The organism is Methanococcus voltae, from assembly GCF_017875395.1.
Lineage (GTDB): Archaea > AGJL01 > Methanococci > Methanococcales > Methanococcaceae > Methanococcus > Methanococcus voltae_C.
In genome coordinates, this window is the sequence record NZ_JAGGMO010000002.1 from 260,619 (window position 1) to 279,295 (window position 18,677).

Here is an 18,677-nt window from a genome sequence, read left to right on the forward strand (position 1 = left end):
ATGACTTATGAAACTCTTAAAATTGATAAAAGGGCATATCAATCTATTAAAAATTTTTCAAAGGTAGTATATAAAAATGCAGTAGTAAATCGAGAAGAAATGTACGAATTTGACGAAAAATTGGCAGATAGCTCAAAAAGTGAAGAAATAATTAACTTAGAATATAATAATAACTTTGTTGGAAAAGCAATATATAGTACGGACTTTCCAACCATAAAAATACTTACGACACTTTCAGAGTATTCTGATAAAGATATAGATTATGAATATTTCTATAATAGCATAAAAAAGGCTAATGATTATAGAACTGATATTTTAAACTATAATGATACCTACAGAATGATATATGCGGAAGCTGACTCATTACCTACGATAGTATTAGATAAATATAACGATATAGGGTCAATGCACGCTTCTTCGAACTTTGCGTTTGATAATTCAAAAATGATTTTTGAAATACTGGAAGAATTAACTGATATAACTACATTGGGCGTTGTAAAAGGAAATAAAACTAAAAATAAACATAAAACTAAATCTAACGTTAAATCTAAAAAAGATAATCACCAAGAAACCGCAGATAGGTTAATTCACGGTAATAAGGATAAGTTAGAAACTACCATAACAGAAGGAAACGTTAAATTCAAAGTTAGTTTAAAAGGTCACAAAACAGGTTTCTTTTTAGACCAACGTAATAATAGAATCGATTTAGAAAATTATGTTAAAGAAAACGACAAAGTACTAGATATTTGCAGTTATACGGGCGGTTTTGCTGTTCATGCAGGAATTAAAGGTGCAGACGTCACAAGTGTCGATATGTCCGAAAAAGCCCTTGAATTTGCAAAAGAAAATATGGAATTGAATGGGATAAAATCGGATAAATACAACTGTATTTGTGGAGATGCGTTTTCAATAATGAAAGAAATGATAAATAAAGGTGAAAAGTTTGATGTTGTAATATTAGATCCACCTGCATTTACCGATTCTAAAAAAGATTTGAAAAATGCACTTAACGCATACAACACTATGAATGTATTGGGTTTAAAACTTGCAAAAAGAATATTGGTTACTTGCTCATGCTCTCATCACGTTGATCGTGAAGAATTCAAAAAAACAGTTGTTTCTGCATCATATAGGGCTAAAAAAGAAATTAAACAGATTGGAGATTATAAAACACAAGCTCCAGACCACGTTATTACTATGGCAAATAAAGATTTGGAATATTTAAAATGTCTTTTCTTTGCGATAGACAATTAAATTCTCTTATTTTTTATTTATCTTTATTTATTTTCTTTATCTTTATTTATTTTCTTTATCTTTATTTATTTTCTTTATCTTTATTTATCTTTATTTATTTTATTTATATTTTTATTTTAATATATTTATCACATTTATTTTCTATTTGTTAGTATTTTTTATTTGTTTTATTCTTGTTCCAAATTTTCTTTATCTTTATTTTTAGCTTGCTCTCTTAAATCATCATAATATTGTTTAACATTATTTTTGATTCTCTCACTTATTTCTTCAAGTCCAAGACCTTCTTTTAAGATTGCAGGAGCTAAAATATCAATCCATTGTCTCCAAGGCGGTAAAAATCCTAACTTTTCAGAGATTACGTCTAATTCTTCATCCCATTGTGAATTCTTTATTTTATCCATCTTATTAATTACATAAATTGGTTTTAAATCCAATTCTTCCAAGAAATCTGCCATTTCTAAATCAATAGGCAATTCTCTTGTTTCTTCCCATCTTTGTACGATTTCTACAAACGATTTCGCATCCAATATTTGAATTGCTGTAGCTATTGTACGTTGATTGTCCTCTACATATCTTATGATATTATCCTTTATTTCTTCTTGTCCTTTTTGGTCGATACCTTCCATATAACCGAATCCTGGCAAATCTACAAGGTAATAGTTACCCATATCATATTCAGCTATTTTTAATGTAACACCAGGTTTCTTTCCAACTCTTATTGTTTTATCAGCGGTCATTGATTTTACAAATGTGGATTTACCAACATTTGAACGACCCATTACGATAACCTTAGGTTTTGTGTCTTCTTTTTTGGTTCTAATTATTTTTTTGAACTTTTGTACATCATCAATATTCATATCGATGTTTAGATTTTTGTCTATTATTCTATCCAAATTTTTTTCTTCTTTATGATTTAAGCTTTTAGTTTTAGTTTTAGCTTTATTTTTATTATTTTTACCATTTTTACTATCGGCTTCACTACTTATTATAACCCTATCGCTTTTAGTGAGTTTCATTGTTTGTAGCTTCTTACCCATTTTTTTTGAACTTTTACCTTTGCTCATACTGCTACTTTTGGCATTGTTCTTATTATTGTTCTTACCGTTTCTATTGCCTGATTTTCCATTTGTACTCATAAATAACACCATATAATACTGATTATAAATAGTATAGATTATAAATTAGTATAAATTGATTAGATATTTAATTTCAAAATATAAAATTCAATATATAAAATTCGACATATGAAATACAATCATAAAATAATATTTCATAATATGATTATAGGTTATGTTATAAATAAAGTATATCTCATATAGTATAATATAGAATAATACAAGATAATAAATTATTATAAAAAAGTCCTTATTACATTAATTATATAGCAAAATATAATATATGACCAACTTAAAAAGATAAAATACATTATAATGAGGATTATATAATAAAATATAAATAATTATACTTAGTTATTATTTATATAGTGGATTAAAAATATTTATTGTAATATATTTATGGGATTATTAAAATTACAAAAAGGGGTTTGCAATGAATCTGGTAGATTCTAAGAAAAACGAAGCCATTAAAATAGCGATGGTTTCGGGTAAGGGCGGCACAGGGAAATCTACTATATGTGCAAATTTAGCACTTGCTTTATCTAAGTATGGTAAAGACGTTGTAGTAGTGGATACCGACGTTAATATGGCAAATTTAGAATTAATTGTCGGTATGGAAGGAATGCCCATTACATTGAACTCAGTTATAGCCGGTAATGCAGATATTACCCAAGCGATATATGAATATGCAGAAAATATGAGAGTAGTGCCTGCAGGTGTTTCACTGGACGAATTGAAATTTGATAATTCTGCAGAACTTGAAATAATTATTGAAAGATTAGACTCCATGTGTGAAGTATTATTAATAGATTGTCCGGCAGGATTAAATCAGGATGTTAATTCGATAATTTCTTCCGCGGACCATGTTATTGTTATCGTTACCCCAGATATAACATCAGTATCTGACGCAATAAAATTGATAAACTTATCTACAAAATTAGAAACTAGTGTTTTAGGGGCAGTTGTAAATAAAGTAACAAATGATAGTTCAGAATTAACTACCAAAGCTATTGAAACCATTTTGGAACTTCCAGTAGTTGCCTCAGTACCGCAGGATGATACCGTTCGGGCAAATGCTGCATATGGTGTTTTATCAGTGGAAAAACAACCTGAATCAGGTCTGTCAAACGCAATTATGGAATTGGCTGCAAAATTAACAGGGAACCGATACATACCACAAAAAGGGACTAACTCATCATTGATTGATAGAATTAAGCACTTATTTAAACGATAATAAGGCATAATGCAAATTTATAAAATATATTTTCGAGTATCGATAATTTAACTTAATTTAACTTAATTAATGGTAACTCAAAGTTATAAATTTAAAATAAAATATAACTAAAAACTATTTTATACTCATTTTAAAATAAAAACAGTATAATACGTTATATTGTAATATTGATTATTTGATATATTATCATAGTACATATTTTGATTAAATTATTCGTAATTCAGTAGTAACTATAATTACTAAAAAAAGGGGTAATATGAAAACTGTAGTAGTAATACCTGCATATAATGAAGAAAAAAATATATATGGACTATTAAACGACCTGACATATGTTGGTGTGGACATTATCGTCATCAACGATGGAAGTACGGACAAAACTTACGAAGTTGCATCAAAATTTATAAAAACATACTATAATAATTCAAAAAAAATAAACAATTCGAGCAATTTAAATAATTTATCCGATTTAGACGATAATAAAAATAATAATAAAAATAATAATGGGAATAAGGATACCAATAATACGTTGGACAATGTAAATGGCGTTGTTGGATATAATATTTCAAACAATGATTATAACGTTAAAAAAGATAATAAATCCAACGAAATATCAATAAAATTAATAAATGAAAAGAAAAACAAAGGAAAAGCTAATGCGATTAAAATAGGTACGGAATACGCTTTAAAAAATAATTACGAAGCGGTTGTATATATGGATGCGGATTATCAGCACGAGCCTTATGATGTACCCAAATTACTAAATTTACTAAGTAAAAAAGATGTTGATGCAGTTTTTGGAGTTAGAAGTTATTCAAAAGTGCCATTCTTTAGAAATATAACTAATCAAATGGCCAATATCAGCATATCCATGATTTCTTCGCATTATTTACAAAAGAAAATATGGTTAAAGGACGTACAGTGCGGTTTTAAGGCTATTAAATTAAAACATTTGGCAGATATAAATTACGGTAATAATTATAGTTTAGAACATATCTTAACTTTAGAATTATTAAGAAAAAATATTAAATTGGAACAGGTTTCAATATCTACAAATTACCATGAGAATGCTGTATCAAATATTACCTTCAAAAAAGGAGCAGAAATATTTTTAGAAGTTATAAAATACGTTAAAAAAAATAATAGCTGTAAATTTAAATGTAAATCAAATTATATTACAGAATATGAAACTACAGATAAAAATTAGATAGATTTTAAAATAATAGAATAAATAATAAATATATAATGAATATATTATGTAAATATACGAAATAATATATGAAATAATATAATACATATAATTTCTTAAATTATTAAATAATCAATTAAACATCGATTTTAACACATTTGAACCATTATTCGAACTATTTGGTTTAAATAGAATTAACGTAATAGTATATGATATAGATAACTTTAAATAATAGCTTTTAATATAAGTTTTATGAAAATTACGATATGATTAATTTTTAATATAAGTTTGAATTAATCGATTATTCAACATTTATATTAATAAATATATCGTGGAGATACTATGTCTTCCAAAAAGAGACTTCAAACGGTTAGGAACTCTATAAATGAAATCGATGAAAAAATCATTGAACTAATGGCGAAAAGAACACAACTAGCGCCAGAGATTGCAACTTTAAAATTTTCTTTAGATATGGATATAATGGATTCATCTCGTGAAAAAGATGTATATGCTAAAACACGTGAAATATCTAAAAAATACGACTTTGATTCAGAAATTGCAATTAAAGTTATGAAAATTTTAATTGAGCAAAATAAAAAACTTCAGCTTAAACAGCTGGAAAAATTAAAATCAAAACCTATATCAAAATCTAATCTTAAATCAGAATAATTTTATTCCTAAAATTAAACAGGTGATACCTTGGGAAGAATAAGACAAACATTCATTAAAAGAACTGGCGATGAACTCGTAGAAAGATTTGCAGAAAAATTCACAACAGACTTCGATAGCAACAAAAAGGCTGTTGGAGAAGTGGCTTTAATCGAAACTAAAACACTCAGAAACAGAGTTGCTGGTTACGTTACTGCCAAAGTTAAAAAAATGCAAGCAAAAGCATAAGGATGTGATTTGATGCAAGGAGTATTTCCAGCCATTATTACTCCTTTCAAAGAAGGAAAGGTTGACTTTGAAGGCTTAAAAAGTAATATAGATTTTTTAATAGAAAACGGCGTTAGTGGTATTGTTCCAGTAGGCACTACAGGAGAATCTCCTACTTTAACATCTGCTGAACACAACCAAGTAATCGAAAAAGCTGTTGAATTTGTAGACGGAAGGGTAAAAGTTATTGCAGGTACGGGTTCAAACTCAACTGCAGAAGCTATGGAATTTTCAGAACATGCCGAAGACGTAGGCGCTGATGGCATTCTTTTGATAAGCCCTTACTATAACAAACCAACTCAAGAAGGTTTAAAAAGGCATTTTGGAGCTATTGCGGAAGCTACAAACATCCCAATGGTTTTATACAATGTACCGTCAAGAACTGCACTTAACATTGAACCGGAAACTGTTAAATACTTATATAACGAGTATGACACCGTTCAAGCTGTTAAAGAAGCTAATCCAAGCATGTCACAAGTTTCAGAAATAAAGGATTTATGTGATATAAACATATTATCTGGAAATGATGAGTTAACATTACCTATTATGGCTTTAGGCGGTAGTGGGGTTATTAGTGTTGTAGCAAACATCGTTCCTAAGGAATTTGTTGAAATGGTGGAACTTGCACAAGCAGGTAAATTCGTAGAAGCTCAGAAAATTCATTACAGGTTATTCCCATTAATGAAAAGTATGTTCTTAGAAACAAACCCAATTCCTATTAAAACAGCTATGAACTTGATGAGTATGCCTTCCGGGGAAATCAGATTACCTTTGACAGAAATGGCCGATGCAAACAGGGAAATTCTTAAAAAGTCCTTGGATGATTTAAAATTAATTTAAATTAATTTAAATTAATTTAATAAAATAGTGAATTATAAAATAGTGAATTTAGATTATTATTTATATACTACTTATATATTATTTATATATTATTAAATATAATTAAATATATAGTAACGATAGTAAAATATCAACTAATAATCTTGTTAATCAAATCCAAATGTGATAAAAATGGTCGAAATTGAAAAAATTCAAAAACAGGCCAATGAAATTGTTGAAAAGTTTTCAGATGTTCTTGAAAATTTTTCATTGGATGTTGAAGAAGAATATTATATTCTTGAAAATAAAAATGTTTTGAGAGAAGGAGACGAGGCAAAACTTGACCCTTCATTCAGAGAAAACGCATTAAAAGTTGCTCCAAAGACAAAAGACGGCTCAATTGTTGTTGAAAAAAGTAAATGGAGTCAATAAATTTGTATTTTTGAATAGATTCATTTATTTATTGAATTTAGTCAATATAAATACTAACCTTTATATTCTATAAATGTATATTAAAAAAAAGCTAAAAAAGGAGCGTGGTACTATCAAAAGAAGTTCAAGAAGATGGAAAAAGAAAGGACAAATGAGATGGAAACACTACAAGAAAAGACTTAGAAGAATGAAAAAAGATAAAAGAGATAACAAATAATTGAGCTAATCAATTATTGCTATTTCCATTTTACCTTATTTGTTAATTTAATACATTTGATGTACGCGTATTTTTTTATGAAATTATTATTAACAGCATTACTTATTGCATTACTTATTATAACATTATTAAAATTACTGTTTTAACGATATTTTAAAAATTTAAATAAAAAAAGTATTTTTGTAGGATTGTATGTTATATTTTATATTTTATATTTTATATGTTATATTTTCAGAATATATTTAGATTATAATCTTATTCTTGACTAGGTCTTATTCCTAAAACTTCGTTTTCATTATCTTTCAACAATTTTCCGAGACTTTTACCCAATTCTATTCCTTTTTCGAAGTCATCTACGTCACAATATACAAAGCTTTCTTTAGATACTAATACCTTTTTACCCTTTGCTTCAAAAACTAAGTCACAAGTAAGTGATAAAACATTTTCTTCAGTATCATAAACTGCCAAAGCTCCAAAAGGTGCCTGACAACCGCCACCATATTCCTTTAAAGCGCTACGTTCAGCCAATACTTCGATGTGGGTTTTTTTATCATCCAATAATTCCACGACTTCGTTTATTTCTTTATCTGCTTTTCTTGTAGCAATTCCAATCGCACCTTGAGCGGGAGCAGGCAACATGTCTAAAACTTCATAATTGTAGTTTTCTAGGCTAACTTTTAATCTGTTTAAACCGGCTTCTGCCATTATTATTGCGTCGTACTCTTCTTCTTCCAATTTTTTCATTCTGGTTTGAACGTTACCACGTAATAATTTTACCTTTAAATTTGGGTATCTTACTTCTAAGAATGCAGCTCTTCTTATACTTGAGGTTCCCACTATAATATCATCCTGGAAAACGTTTAATTCCTTATCTTTCTTCCAAATTAATAAATCGTTATGGCTTTCTCTTGGAGGAACTGACCTTATAATTAATTCATCGCTCCAAAGTGTAGGAACGTCCTTTAAACTGTGTACTGCAATATCAGTTTCGTTCAATAACATACTCTTATCGATTTCTTTTGTAAAGACACCAATACCCAAATCTGCGAGCTTTTTATTTTGGTCCTTATCCCCAACTGTTTTAATTTTTATGATTTCAGTACCGATATCATTATCGTTATCTTGGTTCTTGATTTCTTTTTTTAATAATTCGTTTACATAATTTGTTTGTACCATTGCTAATTTGCTTCCCCTGGTACCTATCCTAATATTTAATGTCAATTTTTCACCATAAATTATTAAATCATAAATTAAATACATCTAGTAAATTTTAATAACTTTTAATAACTTTTAATAAATTTCAATAGATTAAATAAATATTAAATTACATTATTGAGATTATCATATAAAAAACCGGATAGTTAAAAAATTAAAATTAAAATTAAAATTAAATTATAATAAGCTTAAAGTATAATACGATTAAAAAAGTTATAATTAAAAAAAGTTATGTAAATATTTAAGTATTTATGTAATTACTTAATTATTTTCTGTTCATGTGTCCTTCCCAGTCTTTTAAGAATTTTTCAATACCATTGTCGGTTAATGGGTGGTTGAATAACTTAGCTAAAACATCGAATGGGATTGTTGCAATATCTGCACCGATTCTTGCTGATTCTAAAACGTGCATAGGGTGTCTAACTGAAGCTACGATAATCTCTGTTGCAATTCCATAGTTTGAAAATACTTCAACGATTTCTTGGATTAATTGCATACCGTCTTGTCCGATATCATCTAATCTTCCTACAAATGGTGAAACGTATGTAGCACCTGCTTTTGCAGCTAATAAAGCTTGGTTAGCTGAGAAAACTAATGTAACGTTTGTTTTGATACCTTCTTTTGACAATGTGTTTACAGCTTTCATACCTTCTTTTGTCATAGGTATTTTAATAACAACGTTTTCTGCAATTTTAACCAATTCTCTTGCTTCTTTAACCATTCCTTCAGCATCTAAAGCGATTACTTCAGCGCTTACTGGACCGTCTACAATACTGCAGATTTCTGTGATAACTTCGTGGAAGTCTCTTCCTTCTTTTGCAACTAAACTTGGGTTTGTTGTAACTCCATCAACTAATCCTAAGTCATTAAATTCTTTGATTTTTTCAACGTTTGCGGTATCTAAAAAGAATTTCATAAATACACCTCTATCTTTTACGTTTGTGTTTTTTCTTTTTAACTTTGTTAAATGTTTCTTTTAACTTATTAACAATTAACTTATTAACAATTAAAATTAAATTGGTAATCTAAAAAGGATATATTTTTAAAAATATAAGATAAGATATTTTAAATTAATATATAAATTTATGCTTAGCAATAATAATTCATATATACAAACTATAAAAATATCATATTGTATTTTAATGCAAGATTTTTCGCTTTTTGCATATTCGGATATTCAGAAAACAATTTATCAATCAATTCATCTTTTGAATTCGAATCCAATGCCATTTTAAATATAGAAATTACTTCATCGATTAATTCATCTTTTTCCGTTTGGTTATTAAGTTTATCACCTTGTAGTTTCCATTTAGGTACTTCTAAAGTCATACAAAAAGCATTTTCATTTAATAACTTTCGGTACAATGGACTAACGGATGCTACAAGTATATTATTTGAAATATCCACTAATGGAGGCACCCCTGTTTTTTTATACCTTTGTTCATTTGTTAAATTTTCATAACTTGCCTTTTCGTAGGTATGAACTTCAATATAAAAATTCGGAGAATGTTTTTTAAACAATTCCATTATTTTTTTACCTGCATTTGTATTTAAAAAATTTTTTGAAATCGTAGATGTGTATTTTTCGTTATAATTTTTATTTAAATGAGGAATTACGGTAATTTCTAAACTTTCCAAATTTAGTGAAGTATCATTTAAATTATATTTAATAGGCATGTAATTATTAAATTTATCAAAAATTGGCTTTAAATCATAACCTTCGTCACCATGTAATCCACCTATTATTAATTTTTGAGTAATTTGTAAATTTTGTAAATTTTGTAAATCAGTCATAATTACACGTGTTAAATTTTCTTCAAACTCTCGAAATCTTCAAATGTGTTTATATTTACGTAAGTTTTTTGATTTATGTCTATTTCGTGAGCATCTACATAAAGAGGATTTAAACTATCTATTAATAACCTAATAGGAGCAGATTTTCCTGATTCTTTAATTTCATTAACAATAGTTTCAAGTTTTTTAATCGAAGATATATGATACAATGAAAAAAGAGGTTCTATAAACCCATTCTTATGTTTTGGAACTATACAATCGTTTCCACCTTTTTCGGCAAGTTCCACATTGCTAATTAACTTTTTAATGGCTTTTTTTGAGATATAAGGCATATCACAAGGCAATACTAATATCCAATCTCCTTTTGAGATTTTCATACCTTCATATATTCCGATTAAGGGACCTTTTCCTTCTACAGTATCCCAAGTTATCGGCTGTTTGTATTTATTTTTAAAATAAGTCTGTTTTTCAAGTTCTTCCGTGTTATCATTCATAAATTTGGGGTTTTTAAATACTGTAACGAACGGTAAATTCATATCAACTAAGATATCGGCAACCTTTTCGATTAGATACTTATTTTCATTAGGTGTTTTCCTAAAAGACTTTTCGCCACCCATTCTTGAAGCTTTACCGCCGGATAATATAATCGCTGAAATCATAACTATCTATCTTTCCAATTATTCTTATTTTATTGTATTTTATTGTATTTTACTGCACTTTTATTCGTATTTTGATTTTTGTACTACATATGTAATTTTTTATGTCTATACATATATAGAATACTTTCTTTATTTATATATGGCTATATCAATAGTTTTGATAACCTTAACAAAAATTTATATACCAAGAAATTGAAGTAATATTGTTTTTTAAATTAATTTAAATTAGACAGTCTAAACGATTGAATTGTCAATAATCCTATTTATCATACAAAACATATTTAAATGGGTATGATGTAATTATTAAATTATTAGTTTGTAATTAATAAAAATATTCTAAATAGGATATAAATATGAAATATGAAATAAAATTTCATAAAATACAATAAAATGCGATATCGATGCAAAATTATTGTATGATAACATTAAAACACAAAAAACTAAATATAGAAAAATTTGGTGATTTTTTATGGAAAAAGGAACCTTTGTAAAAATTTCATATGAAGGATACACCGACGGTAAATTATTCGACACAACTAACGAAGAGTTAGCAACAGAAAACGGAATTCACAACCCTAAAATGGTATATGGACCTGTTACAATACCTGCCGGTGAAGGAATGATGTTAAAAGGTTTAGATGACCTTGTAGTTGAAATGGAAGTAGGAGAAGAAAGAGAAATTGAATTAGCTCCTGAAAACGCTTTCGGTAAAAGAGACTCATCATTAGTTAAAATTGTACCTGCAAAAGAATTCAAGAAACACAACGTACAACCTATTCAAGGAATGTCCGTAAACTTAGACGGTAAAGTTGGTAAAATCGCAAGTGTAAACGGCGGTAGAATCTTAGTGGACTTCAACCACGAATTAGCTGGAAAAACAGTAAACTACAAAGTTAAAGTTGAAGAAGTAGTTTCAGAGCAAGAAGATATTGCAAAAGAAGTTGTAAAATTATTCATGCCACAATTAAAAGCTGATGAATTAAAAGCAAAAGTTACAAAATCAACAGTTACTGTAACACTCCCTGAAAAAGCTGCATTCATTGAAAATATTCAAATGGCTAAATTAGGAATTGCAAACGAATTAATGAAAAGATTAGATGTTGAAAAAGTTTCATTAGTAGACACTTTTGTAAAAAGAAAAGAAGAAAAAGAATAATTGAGTTAAGTAATTTAATTTAATTATTTGTCTTATTTTTTTATTTTTATTCTTATTTTAAATATATTTTATATTATATCCTATTTTATTTTTTATTATTATTTTCATTATTTTAGTATATTATATTATATTATATTATATTATATTTCATTTCATTATAGTTTATCCGCCATTTACCAAAGTGTACAAGTAGATTACGAGCACTACTATGGGGTAAAAGTATTTTGCCCAAGGCTTCCATAATTTAGGAATTTTTACACTTGCGCCACGTTGTATATGCTCATATGCCTTATCAATACCGATTTTACCTAGTGCGATTGCTGCAAGTAATGCACCTAAAGGACCAATAAGTACTGTCGATATGTAGATTATAAAGTCAAAATATGGCATTCCAAATAAAGTTACACCTAAAAGGGAAGGTAAACTTACTAAAAATACCGCTAAACCTAAACCTATAGCTGCTACAGTTCTGCTAATATTTGTTTTTGACATTACCGCTTCAACACAAACCTCTAGCATGGAAACTGACGAAGTAATTCCTGCAAACAATAAAGCTAGGAAGAACAAAATTCCAATGTATAAACCGCCCGGCATTTGTTGGAATACTTCTGGCAAGATTGCAAATATTAAAGTAGGTCCTGCTTCCGGTGCAAATCCAAATGAAAATACAGCTGGGAAAATGATTAAACCTGCTAAAAATGCCACAAGTGTATCACCAAAAGCCGTTACAACTGCTGAAACGGGTATATCTTCTTTTTCTTTTAGATAACTACCATAAACGACCATTGTTGTACCTAAACAGCTCAGTGAGAAGAACATCTGTGATAATGCTATCATCCAAGTTCCTGGACTAAATAGCTTTTCCATATCGGGTAATAAGTAAAATGAAAGCCCTTCGTTAACTCCCGGTAACATTAAACTGTTTATTGTTAAGAGTATAAGCAAAACATATAACACTGGCGTCATAAAATTATTTGCTTTCTCTATACCTCTTTTTACACCCTTAGAAACGATAAAAATCGTTATGGCTATCCCTACAAATTGCCACATTGCCATCGATGGACTAAATGCCTGAGACGCTAAAAATTGACCTGCGTCAACTGCACTTAAACCTCCAAATAGCATATTTGATAAGTACATTATCATCCAACCTATAATAAGGGAATAAAATGCAAAAACTAAAAACATTGTAAAATTAGCTAACATTCCGAAATATGTACCAAATGGGAGTCCTGCCTTCTCGAAAGCTACCACTGGACCGCCTTTCGTCATTCTACCTAATGTCCATTCTACGGTTAACGCTACAATACCAATTGATACTAACAATATAATATAAGGAATTAAGAATGCTGCTCCACCTTCGGTTCCAACTCTCCATGGAAACATCCATATATTGCCCAAACCTACTGCTGAACCAATTGCAGTTGCAATAAATCCCCTTTTAGAATTCCAAGTTTCACGAGTCATTTAAAACCTCTTTTCAATTGAAGATTATTTAAATACTATTTTAAAAAAATTAAAAATTAAAAATTATTTTCTTGATAATATATTTTAATATAGTTATAATTTAAATGACTTTTTATATTAAATTATAAAAAACTTCATTAATTTTACATTATATTTATTTATTTTTTAAGTATTATTTATTAGTGTTTATAATTTCATTTTAAAAGTTTATTTTTTTAATAAATAATCCATAATTTTTAATTCTATTTTTTCATCTAAAATATATTCTTTCAATAAAAGTGCTAAATTGTCTGATACAAGCGTACCTTCGAAGTACTCATGTGATTTATCAACTAATTCACTTTCAAACATACAATTTACAATTGTTTCACAATCGCAAATATTTGAAATGTTTTCCATGTGCGAAGCCATGATTTCAGTATTAAATATATCCATCATATTGCCGGTCGTTAAATTCAATAACAACATTCCGTCGAGCGATTTTATTTTATCATTTATTATTTTTATTTTTGATTCATCCAAGTTTGGAGATATCGCTAGTATTGGTTTTAAGCCGTATTTTTCACAGATATTCAATAATTCCTCGGATTCTTTATAAGGTATATCCGGGATATGAATATGCGTAAAGCCCATTTCTTTAATAGTTTTTATAAAGTTATCTAAACCTTTTACGTATGCAATATTGTAATACGTGTAAAGTACAGTTTTATTTTTCTTGCTAAAATCAATGTTTTTTAATTCATCAAACATTTTTTTGACTTCAAAACCATTTTTTAAAGCTTCTTCGCATAAATACTTCTCTGCGTCAGTTTCTGCTCCGGGGTCACTGAAAGGTATTTTTAATACAAAATTTACGTTTTTTTCGCCGGTTTCTGAATTTATTAAATTATTTAATAATTTTGCAGATTCCTGCATATTTGGATATCCTAAAACATAAGAATAATAATATTCGCATACTTCTTTCGATTTTAATTCGGGTTTTTCTGATTCTTTTTTTGTAATTTGAATTGATTCCATGCTATCACCGTAATTTTAAATTAATAAATAAGTAACTAAATAAGTAAATAAATTAAAAATATGATTTAAAAGATATTAATTGATATTAATTGATATTATTTTATAAATTAAATCATATCATACATTTTTAAGTGTTTTAAAGCGTTATCTAAGTCTTTATCGCCCCTACCTGATAAATTAACAACCATTATTTCATCTTTATCCATTTCTCCGGCTACATTCATCGCATGAGCTATGGCATGTGATGACTCCATTGCTGGAATAATTCCTTCGCATTGGCAGAGTGTTTTAAACGCATTTAAAGCTTCCTTATCAGTTGCTCCAGTGTACTGAATTCTTCCAATATCGTTTAAGTGCGCATGTTCTGGACCAACTCCAGGGTAATCCAATCCTGCGGAAATACTGTATGCTTCTTCAATCTGACCGTCATCATTTTGCATGAAATATGACATCATACCGTGGAATACTCCTTTTTTGCCTTTAGTAACTGCTGCACCGTGCTCTTTTGTATCCAAACCTTTTCCTGCAGGTTCTACACCAGTCATTGTGACATCTTTATCATTTAAAAAGGCGTGGAATAAACCTATTGCATTACTTCCACCACCAACACAAGCCACCAAATGGTCTGGTAATCTACCTTCTTGTTCCATTATTTGTTTTTTAGCTTCTTTACCAATTACAGATTGGAAATCCCTTACAATCAAAGGGAAAGGATGAGGTCCAACCACTGAACCAACCAAATAGTGCGTATCTGCAAAATTCTTAACGAATTCTTCCAAAGCCTTGTTTACGGCATCTTTTAAAACTTTTGAACCTTCATCGACAGGGGTTACTTTTGCACCCATTAATTCCATTCTTGAAACATTTGGTTGTTGTCTTTCTACGTCGATTCTACCCATAAAAACTTCTGTTTTTAAACCAAATAGTGCTCCAACCATTGCAGTACCAACACCGTGTTGACCTGCACCAGTTTCAGCAATTAATCTTTTTTTGCCCATCTTTTTAGCAAGTAATGCTTGACCTAATGTGTTATTTGTTTTGTGGGCACCACCGTGCAATAAATCCTCTCTTTTTAAGTAGATTTTGGCACCGCCAAGTTTCTCGGTTAATTCTTTTGCATAATAAAGGGGCGTTTCCCTACCTGCATATTGCTTTAAATAATACGTAAGCTCATTTTGAAAATCTTCATCATCCCGGTATTGGAAATACTGCTCTTCAAGTTCTTCAAGTACTGGAATCATTGTTTCAGGTACGTATTGACCACCAAAACCTCCGAATTTTCCGAATTTTCCATTTTCAGCGTCAATGTAATCTTCGAGGCTTTTTAAATTTTTTGATTGTCTTTTTTGAGTGTTTTTAGTGTTTTTAGTGTTATCATTTTTCATAAATTCACCATTTTTAATTTTCATTTTTTTGATATTATTTTTAATTTTTAGAGATAGTTGCCATATAATTGAATATTGCGTAATAACTTGATAATTTTAATAACTTAATAATTTTGACAAGTTTATTTTGATAGATTAATAAGTTAACAATTCATCGTAGTTTAATAATTGCAAAAAAGTCGATATCATCATCTAGGTAGATTTACATCTGATTGATTATACTTCTTGATTTAATAATTCACTTATTCATTCATTTAGATATATAATACAATGAATATATACATTAAATCATAAAATTAACATATCAGATAACTTCGATTAATAGATTATTGATATACTATTGATACTACTCAGGGACTTCTTGCACATAACCTTGCTATTACTATAGCGATAAGTAGTTAGTGCCACCACTGGAATAAAAAAGCGTTAGAGTTTACACTATTTGAAAATAAATTGGATACTGTTGATACAGTTGATAATATTGATAATTTCGATACTTTTGATAAAGGCATTACTGACGTTTTCTTTGAAACTTCGGCCTTCAGCTTACTTTTTAACATTACTTTTATGTTCGATTCCATAGTTTCTACCATCAATATGTTATATTCGTTTTTTAGATTTATTTTCACTATAGATATTTTAATATATATATTTTATTATGATTTATAATTTTACTATAATTTTATTATAATTTATTATAGTGTATTATAATTTATTATAACGTATTATGGCGTGTAATACATTATTATTGTTAAACCTAAATTGTATATTAATATACATAAATTGTATATAAGTTATCGAACTATTTTATTTAATCGTAATATTATTTTAAAATTATTATGAATAGGTAATACAAAAAAGAAAATTATATATACTAAAATATGCTAACATATTATACGTAATATTTTTTTAAAATAAGTATTACTGTAACATACCAATTAAGTATGACAACTAAATAATGAAATACGACTTCATAGTAAAATTAGGATACAAAAAATACTTAAATATTAAAATATATCAACATATAAAAATAAATATTAAAAATAAACGATAAACATTGTTGTAGTATCAAAATACTACCTCCAAACTAATATAATATACAATAAAACAATAAAACTCTCTAATATTTAATATACAATATAATTAACATGCAAATATAGACGTACAACAGATAATATATACTAAATTAAAAAATAATAGCATAAATTACCAAAATGATATTTTATCGAAAGATATTTTATCATAATAATATTTTAATTAATATTTTATGATGTCGATAAATAAATAACTAAAATAAAAACAATATTATCTAATATTCAATTAAAAATATTGTAGAGTATTAGCTAATTTATCATTTTGGCATATCTTTGAGGTGTTAGATATGCACATACCAGACGGATTTATTCCAACATGGGAAAGTGCAATATTTTGGATAATATCCATTATATTTGTTGCATTAGCCATCAAGTGGGCAAAAAACAATATGGATGAAAAATCCGTACCGTTATTTGCAGTTCTTGGTGCAGGAATCTTCGCGATTCAAGCCATAAATGTTCCTATTGGAATGGGAACGAGTGGTCACATGGTGGGTGCCGCTATGGCATCTATGATATTCGACAGTCCATACGCAGGTATTTTATTGTTAGCTCTTGTATTGCTTATACAAGGTTTATTCTTTGCAGATGGAGGAATATTGGTAATGGGTGCAAACATATTTAACATGGGCGTAATATGTGCCTTTGTTGGATATTATGCGTTCAAAAGCTTAAGAAGCAGGGGAATATCAATCGCTGCTTTCGTAGGTGGTTGGTTAGCCTTATTCACAAGTGCAATAGTATGTTCATTAGAATTAACTATTGCAGGAACATTCCCATTAGTTGCGGGATTAAGTGCTATGGGTTTGTATCACGCCATTATTGGATTAATTGAGGGCGTAATTACTGCAGTTGTATTGGGTTACATTGCATCTGCAAGACCTGACATGTTGAAGTGGACAGGTGGTAAAAATGAGTAATGGGAACTCAGCAGGTACAAACTCAAAAAATAGCAAATTTATAATGGGTGGTTTAATTATCGCCCTTATTATTGGAATATTAGCACCTTTCATCGCTTCAGGTGACCCTGATGGTTTAGAAAGTGCTGCGGGAAAAATAATCAATGGTAACGCACTCGAAAGTAACTTACAGGAAATTGGTTTGGAAGAAGAAGGTACAGTAGCTCCTTCACCTTTCGCAGATTATGCAATTCCTGGAATGGATAAAATCGGTGAAATAGCTGCCATGTTGATTGGTATTCTTCTAATGATGGTATTGGGTTACGGAGTAGCTGCAATATTAAAGAAAAAAGAACAAATTGCCAATTAATTTAATAATTCAATTCAAAACCTAAATAGCTACCATAGTTTGTAATATGATAACTTATGCTCTATACTAGTGGGTGTTAGTATGGGGCATAGTAACATATTGCTCAATAAAATAATAAAAATAAGAATATACTAAAATATAGTAAGAAATAAGAATAAAAATTAAATCAACATCTCATCACTCCTATAGTATTTAAGTTACATGAAAAATATACCACATAAATATACTACATTTAACAATTAAACGTAACCTAACATAACTACAACTAAACATAAACACCATAAAATGATACTTAAATAAGTAGTCATATTAGTCAATAGTCACATAGTCAATAAGTCAAAAAAAAGTCAAACACATAACTAGTCACAAAATCAAAATCGGTAATCACATAAAAAATACGCATGATTAGTCAATAAAACACGAACACA

At 28.5% G+C, this 18,677-nt stretch carries 20 protein-coding genes; 11 read left to right on the forward strand and 9 right to left on the reverse strand.

What is annotated here, in order from left to right:
- Complete coding sequence (locus tag J2127_RS03570; RefSeq protein WP_209732153.1) at positions 1–1,254, forward strand: class I SAM-dependent rRNA methyltransferase; 1,254 nt, start codon at positions 1–3, stop codon at positions 1,252–1,254.
- A 167-nt stretch (positions 1,255–1,421) separates the two neighbouring features.
- Here J2127_RS03570 and engB read toward each other — a convergent pair whose 3' ends face one another.
- Positions 1,422–2,111 carry a GTP-binding protein EngB gene (engB, locus tag J2127_RS03575; protein WP_209732305.1) on the reverse strand — a complete coding sequence of 230 codons (690 nt, stop codon included), beginning with the start codon at positions 2,109–2,111 and terminating at the stop codon, positions 1,422–1,424.
- 691 nt (positions 2,112–2,802) lie between these two features.
- Here engB and minD point away from each other — a divergent pair.
- The 7 genes from minD to J2127_RS03610 all read left to right on the forward strand — a co-directional run bounded on the left by minD (position 2,803) and on the right by J2127_RS03610 (position 7,193).
- Positions 2,803–3,603 (forward strand): cell division ATPase MinD, encoded by an 801-nt coding sequence (gene minD, locus J2127_RS03580; protein ID WP_209732155.1) that lies wholly within the window; start codon positions 2,803–2,805, stop codon positions 3,601–3,603.
- Between the two features lie 256 nt (positions 3,604–3,859).
- The gene (locus J2127_RS03585) at positions 3,860–4,807 is read left to right on the forward strand and encodes a glycosyltransferase family 2 protein (protein ID WP_209732157.1); all 948 of its coding nucleotides are present in this window, start codon (positions 3,860–3,862) and stop codon (positions 4,805–4,807) included.
- Between the two features lie 324 nt (positions 4,808–5,131).
- A complete protein-coding gene (locus tag J2127_RS03590) occupies positions 5,132–5,458 on the forward strand; it encodes a chorismate mutase (RefSeq protein WP_209732159.1) in 327 nt (108 codons plus the stop codon).
- Between the two features lie 30 nt (positions 5,459–5,488).
- The gene (locus J2127_RS03595) at positions 5,489–5,686 is read left to right on the forward strand and encodes a 30S ribosomal protein S17e (protein ID WP_209732161.1); all 198 of its coding nucleotides are present in this window, start codon (positions 5,489–5,491) and stop codon (positions 5,684–5,686) included.
- 12 nt (positions 5,687–5,698) lie between these two features.
- Positions 5,699–6,565, forward strand: a complete 867-nt coding sequence (gene dapA / locus J2127_RS03600) for a 4-hydroxy-tetrahydrodipicolinate synthase (RefSeq protein WP_209732163.1) — start codon at positions 5,699–5,701, stop codon at positions 6,563–6,565.
- A gap of 171 nt (positions 6,566–6,736) precedes the next feature.
- Complete coding sequence (gene gatC / locus J2127_RS03605) at positions 6,737–6,976, forward strand: Asp-tRNA(Asn) amidotransferase subunit GatC (RefSeq protein WP_209591126.1); 240 nt, start codon at positions 6,737–6,739, stop codon at positions 6,974–6,976.
- A 73-nt stretch (positions 6,977–7,049) separates the two neighbouring features.
- Positions 7,050–7,193 carry a hypothetical protein gene (locus J2127_RS03610; RefSeq protein WP_157209391.1) on the forward strand — a complete coding sequence of 48 codons (144 nt, stop codon included), beginning with the start codon at positions 7,050–7,052 and terminating at the stop codon, positions 7,191–7,193.
- Positions 7,194–7,448: 255 nt separating this feature from the next.
- On the opposite strand, the gene hemC is transcribed toward J2127_RS03610, so the two are convergent.
- The 4 genes from hemC to J2127_RS03630 form a co-directional block, all read right to left on the reverse strand.
- The gene (gene hemC, locus J2127_RS03615) at positions 7,449–8,453 is read right to left on the reverse strand and encodes a hydroxymethylbilane synthase (RefSeq protein ID WP_209732165.1); all 1,005 of its coding nucleotides are present in this window, start codon (positions 8,451–8,453) and stop codon (positions 7,449–7,451) included.
- A 220-nt stretch (positions 8,454–8,673) separates the two neighbouring features.
- Positions 8,674–9,324, reverse strand: coding sequence for a fructose-6-phosphate aldolase (gene fsa / locus J2127_RS03620; protein WP_209732167.1), 651 nt, complete (start codon positions 9,322–9,324; stop codon positions 8,674–8,676).
- 200 nt (positions 9,325–9,524) lie between these two features.
- Entirely contained in the window at positions 9,525–10,202 is a 678-nt protein-coding gene (locus tag J2127_RS03625; RefSeq protein WP_209732169.1) for a DUF2119 family protein, read from the reverse strand.
- Positions 10,203–10,213: 11 nt separating this feature from the next.
- Entirely contained in the window at positions 10,214–10,861 is a 648-nt protein-coding gene (locus J2127_RS03630) for a molybdenum cofactor guanylyltransferase (RefSeq protein ID WP_209732171.1), read from the reverse strand.
- 469 nt (positions 10,862–11,330) lie between these two features.
- On the opposite strand from J2127_RS03630, the gene J2127_RS03635 reads away from it, so the two are divergent.
- Positions 11,331–12,017 (forward strand): peptidylprolyl isomerase, encoded by a 687-nt coding sequence (locus J2127_RS03635; RefSeq protein WP_209732173.1) that lies wholly within the window; start codon positions 11,331–11,333, stop codon positions 12,015–12,017.
- A 162-nt stretch (positions 12,018–12,179) separates the two neighbouring features.
- On the opposite strand, the gene J2127_RS03640 is transcribed toward J2127_RS03635, so the two are convergent.
- The 4 genes from J2127_RS03640 to J2127_RS03655 all read right to left on the reverse strand — a co-directional run bounded on the left by J2127_RS03640 (position 12,180) and on the right by J2127_RS03655 (position 16,467).
- Positions 12,180–13,484: a sodium-dependent transporter gene (locus J2127_RS03640; protein ID WP_209732175.1), complete on the reverse strand. Its 1,305-nt coding sequence runs from the start codon at positions 13,482–13,484 to the stop codon at positions 12,180–12,182.
- 207 nt (positions 13,485–13,691) lie between these two features.
- A complete protein-coding gene (locus J2127_RS03645) occupies positions 13,692–14,501 on the reverse strand; it encodes a tryptophan synthase subunit alpha (RefSeq protein WP_209732177.1) in 810 nt (269 codons plus the stop codon).
- 107 nt (positions 14,502–14,608) lie between these two features.
- Positions 14,609–15,886 (reverse strand): tryptophan synthase subunit beta, encoded by a 1,278-nt coding sequence (trpB, locus tag J2127_RS03650; RefSeq protein WP_209732179.1) that lies wholly within the window; start codon positions 15,884–15,886, stop codon positions 14,609–14,611.
- Between the two features lie 398 nt (positions 15,887–16,284).
- Positions 16,285–16,467, reverse strand: a complete 183-nt coding sequence (locus tag J2127_RS03655) for a hypothetical protein (RefSeq protein WP_209732181.1) — start codon at positions 16,465–16,467, stop codon at positions 16,285–16,287.
- Between the two features lie 800 nt (positions 16,468–17,267).
- On the opposite strand from J2127_RS03655, the gene cbiM reads away from it, so the two are divergent.
- Together cbiM and J2127_RS03665 are read left to right on the forward strand one after the other, a co-directional pair.
- Positions 17,268–17,900 (forward strand): cobalt transporter CbiM, encoded by a 633-nt coding sequence (gene cbiM, locus J2127_RS03660; protein ID WP_209732183.1) that lies wholly within the window; start codon positions 17,268–17,270, stop codon positions 17,898–17,900.
- Positions 17,893–18,249, forward strand: a complete 357-nt coding sequence (locus J2127_RS03665) for a PDGLE domain-containing protein (RefSeq protein WP_209732185.1) — start codon at positions 17,893–17,895, stop codon at positions 18,247–18,249. The genes cbiM and J2127_RS03665 overlap by 8 nt, the downstream gene beginning before the upstream one ends.
- Positions 18,250–18,677: the final 428 nt, after the last annotated feature.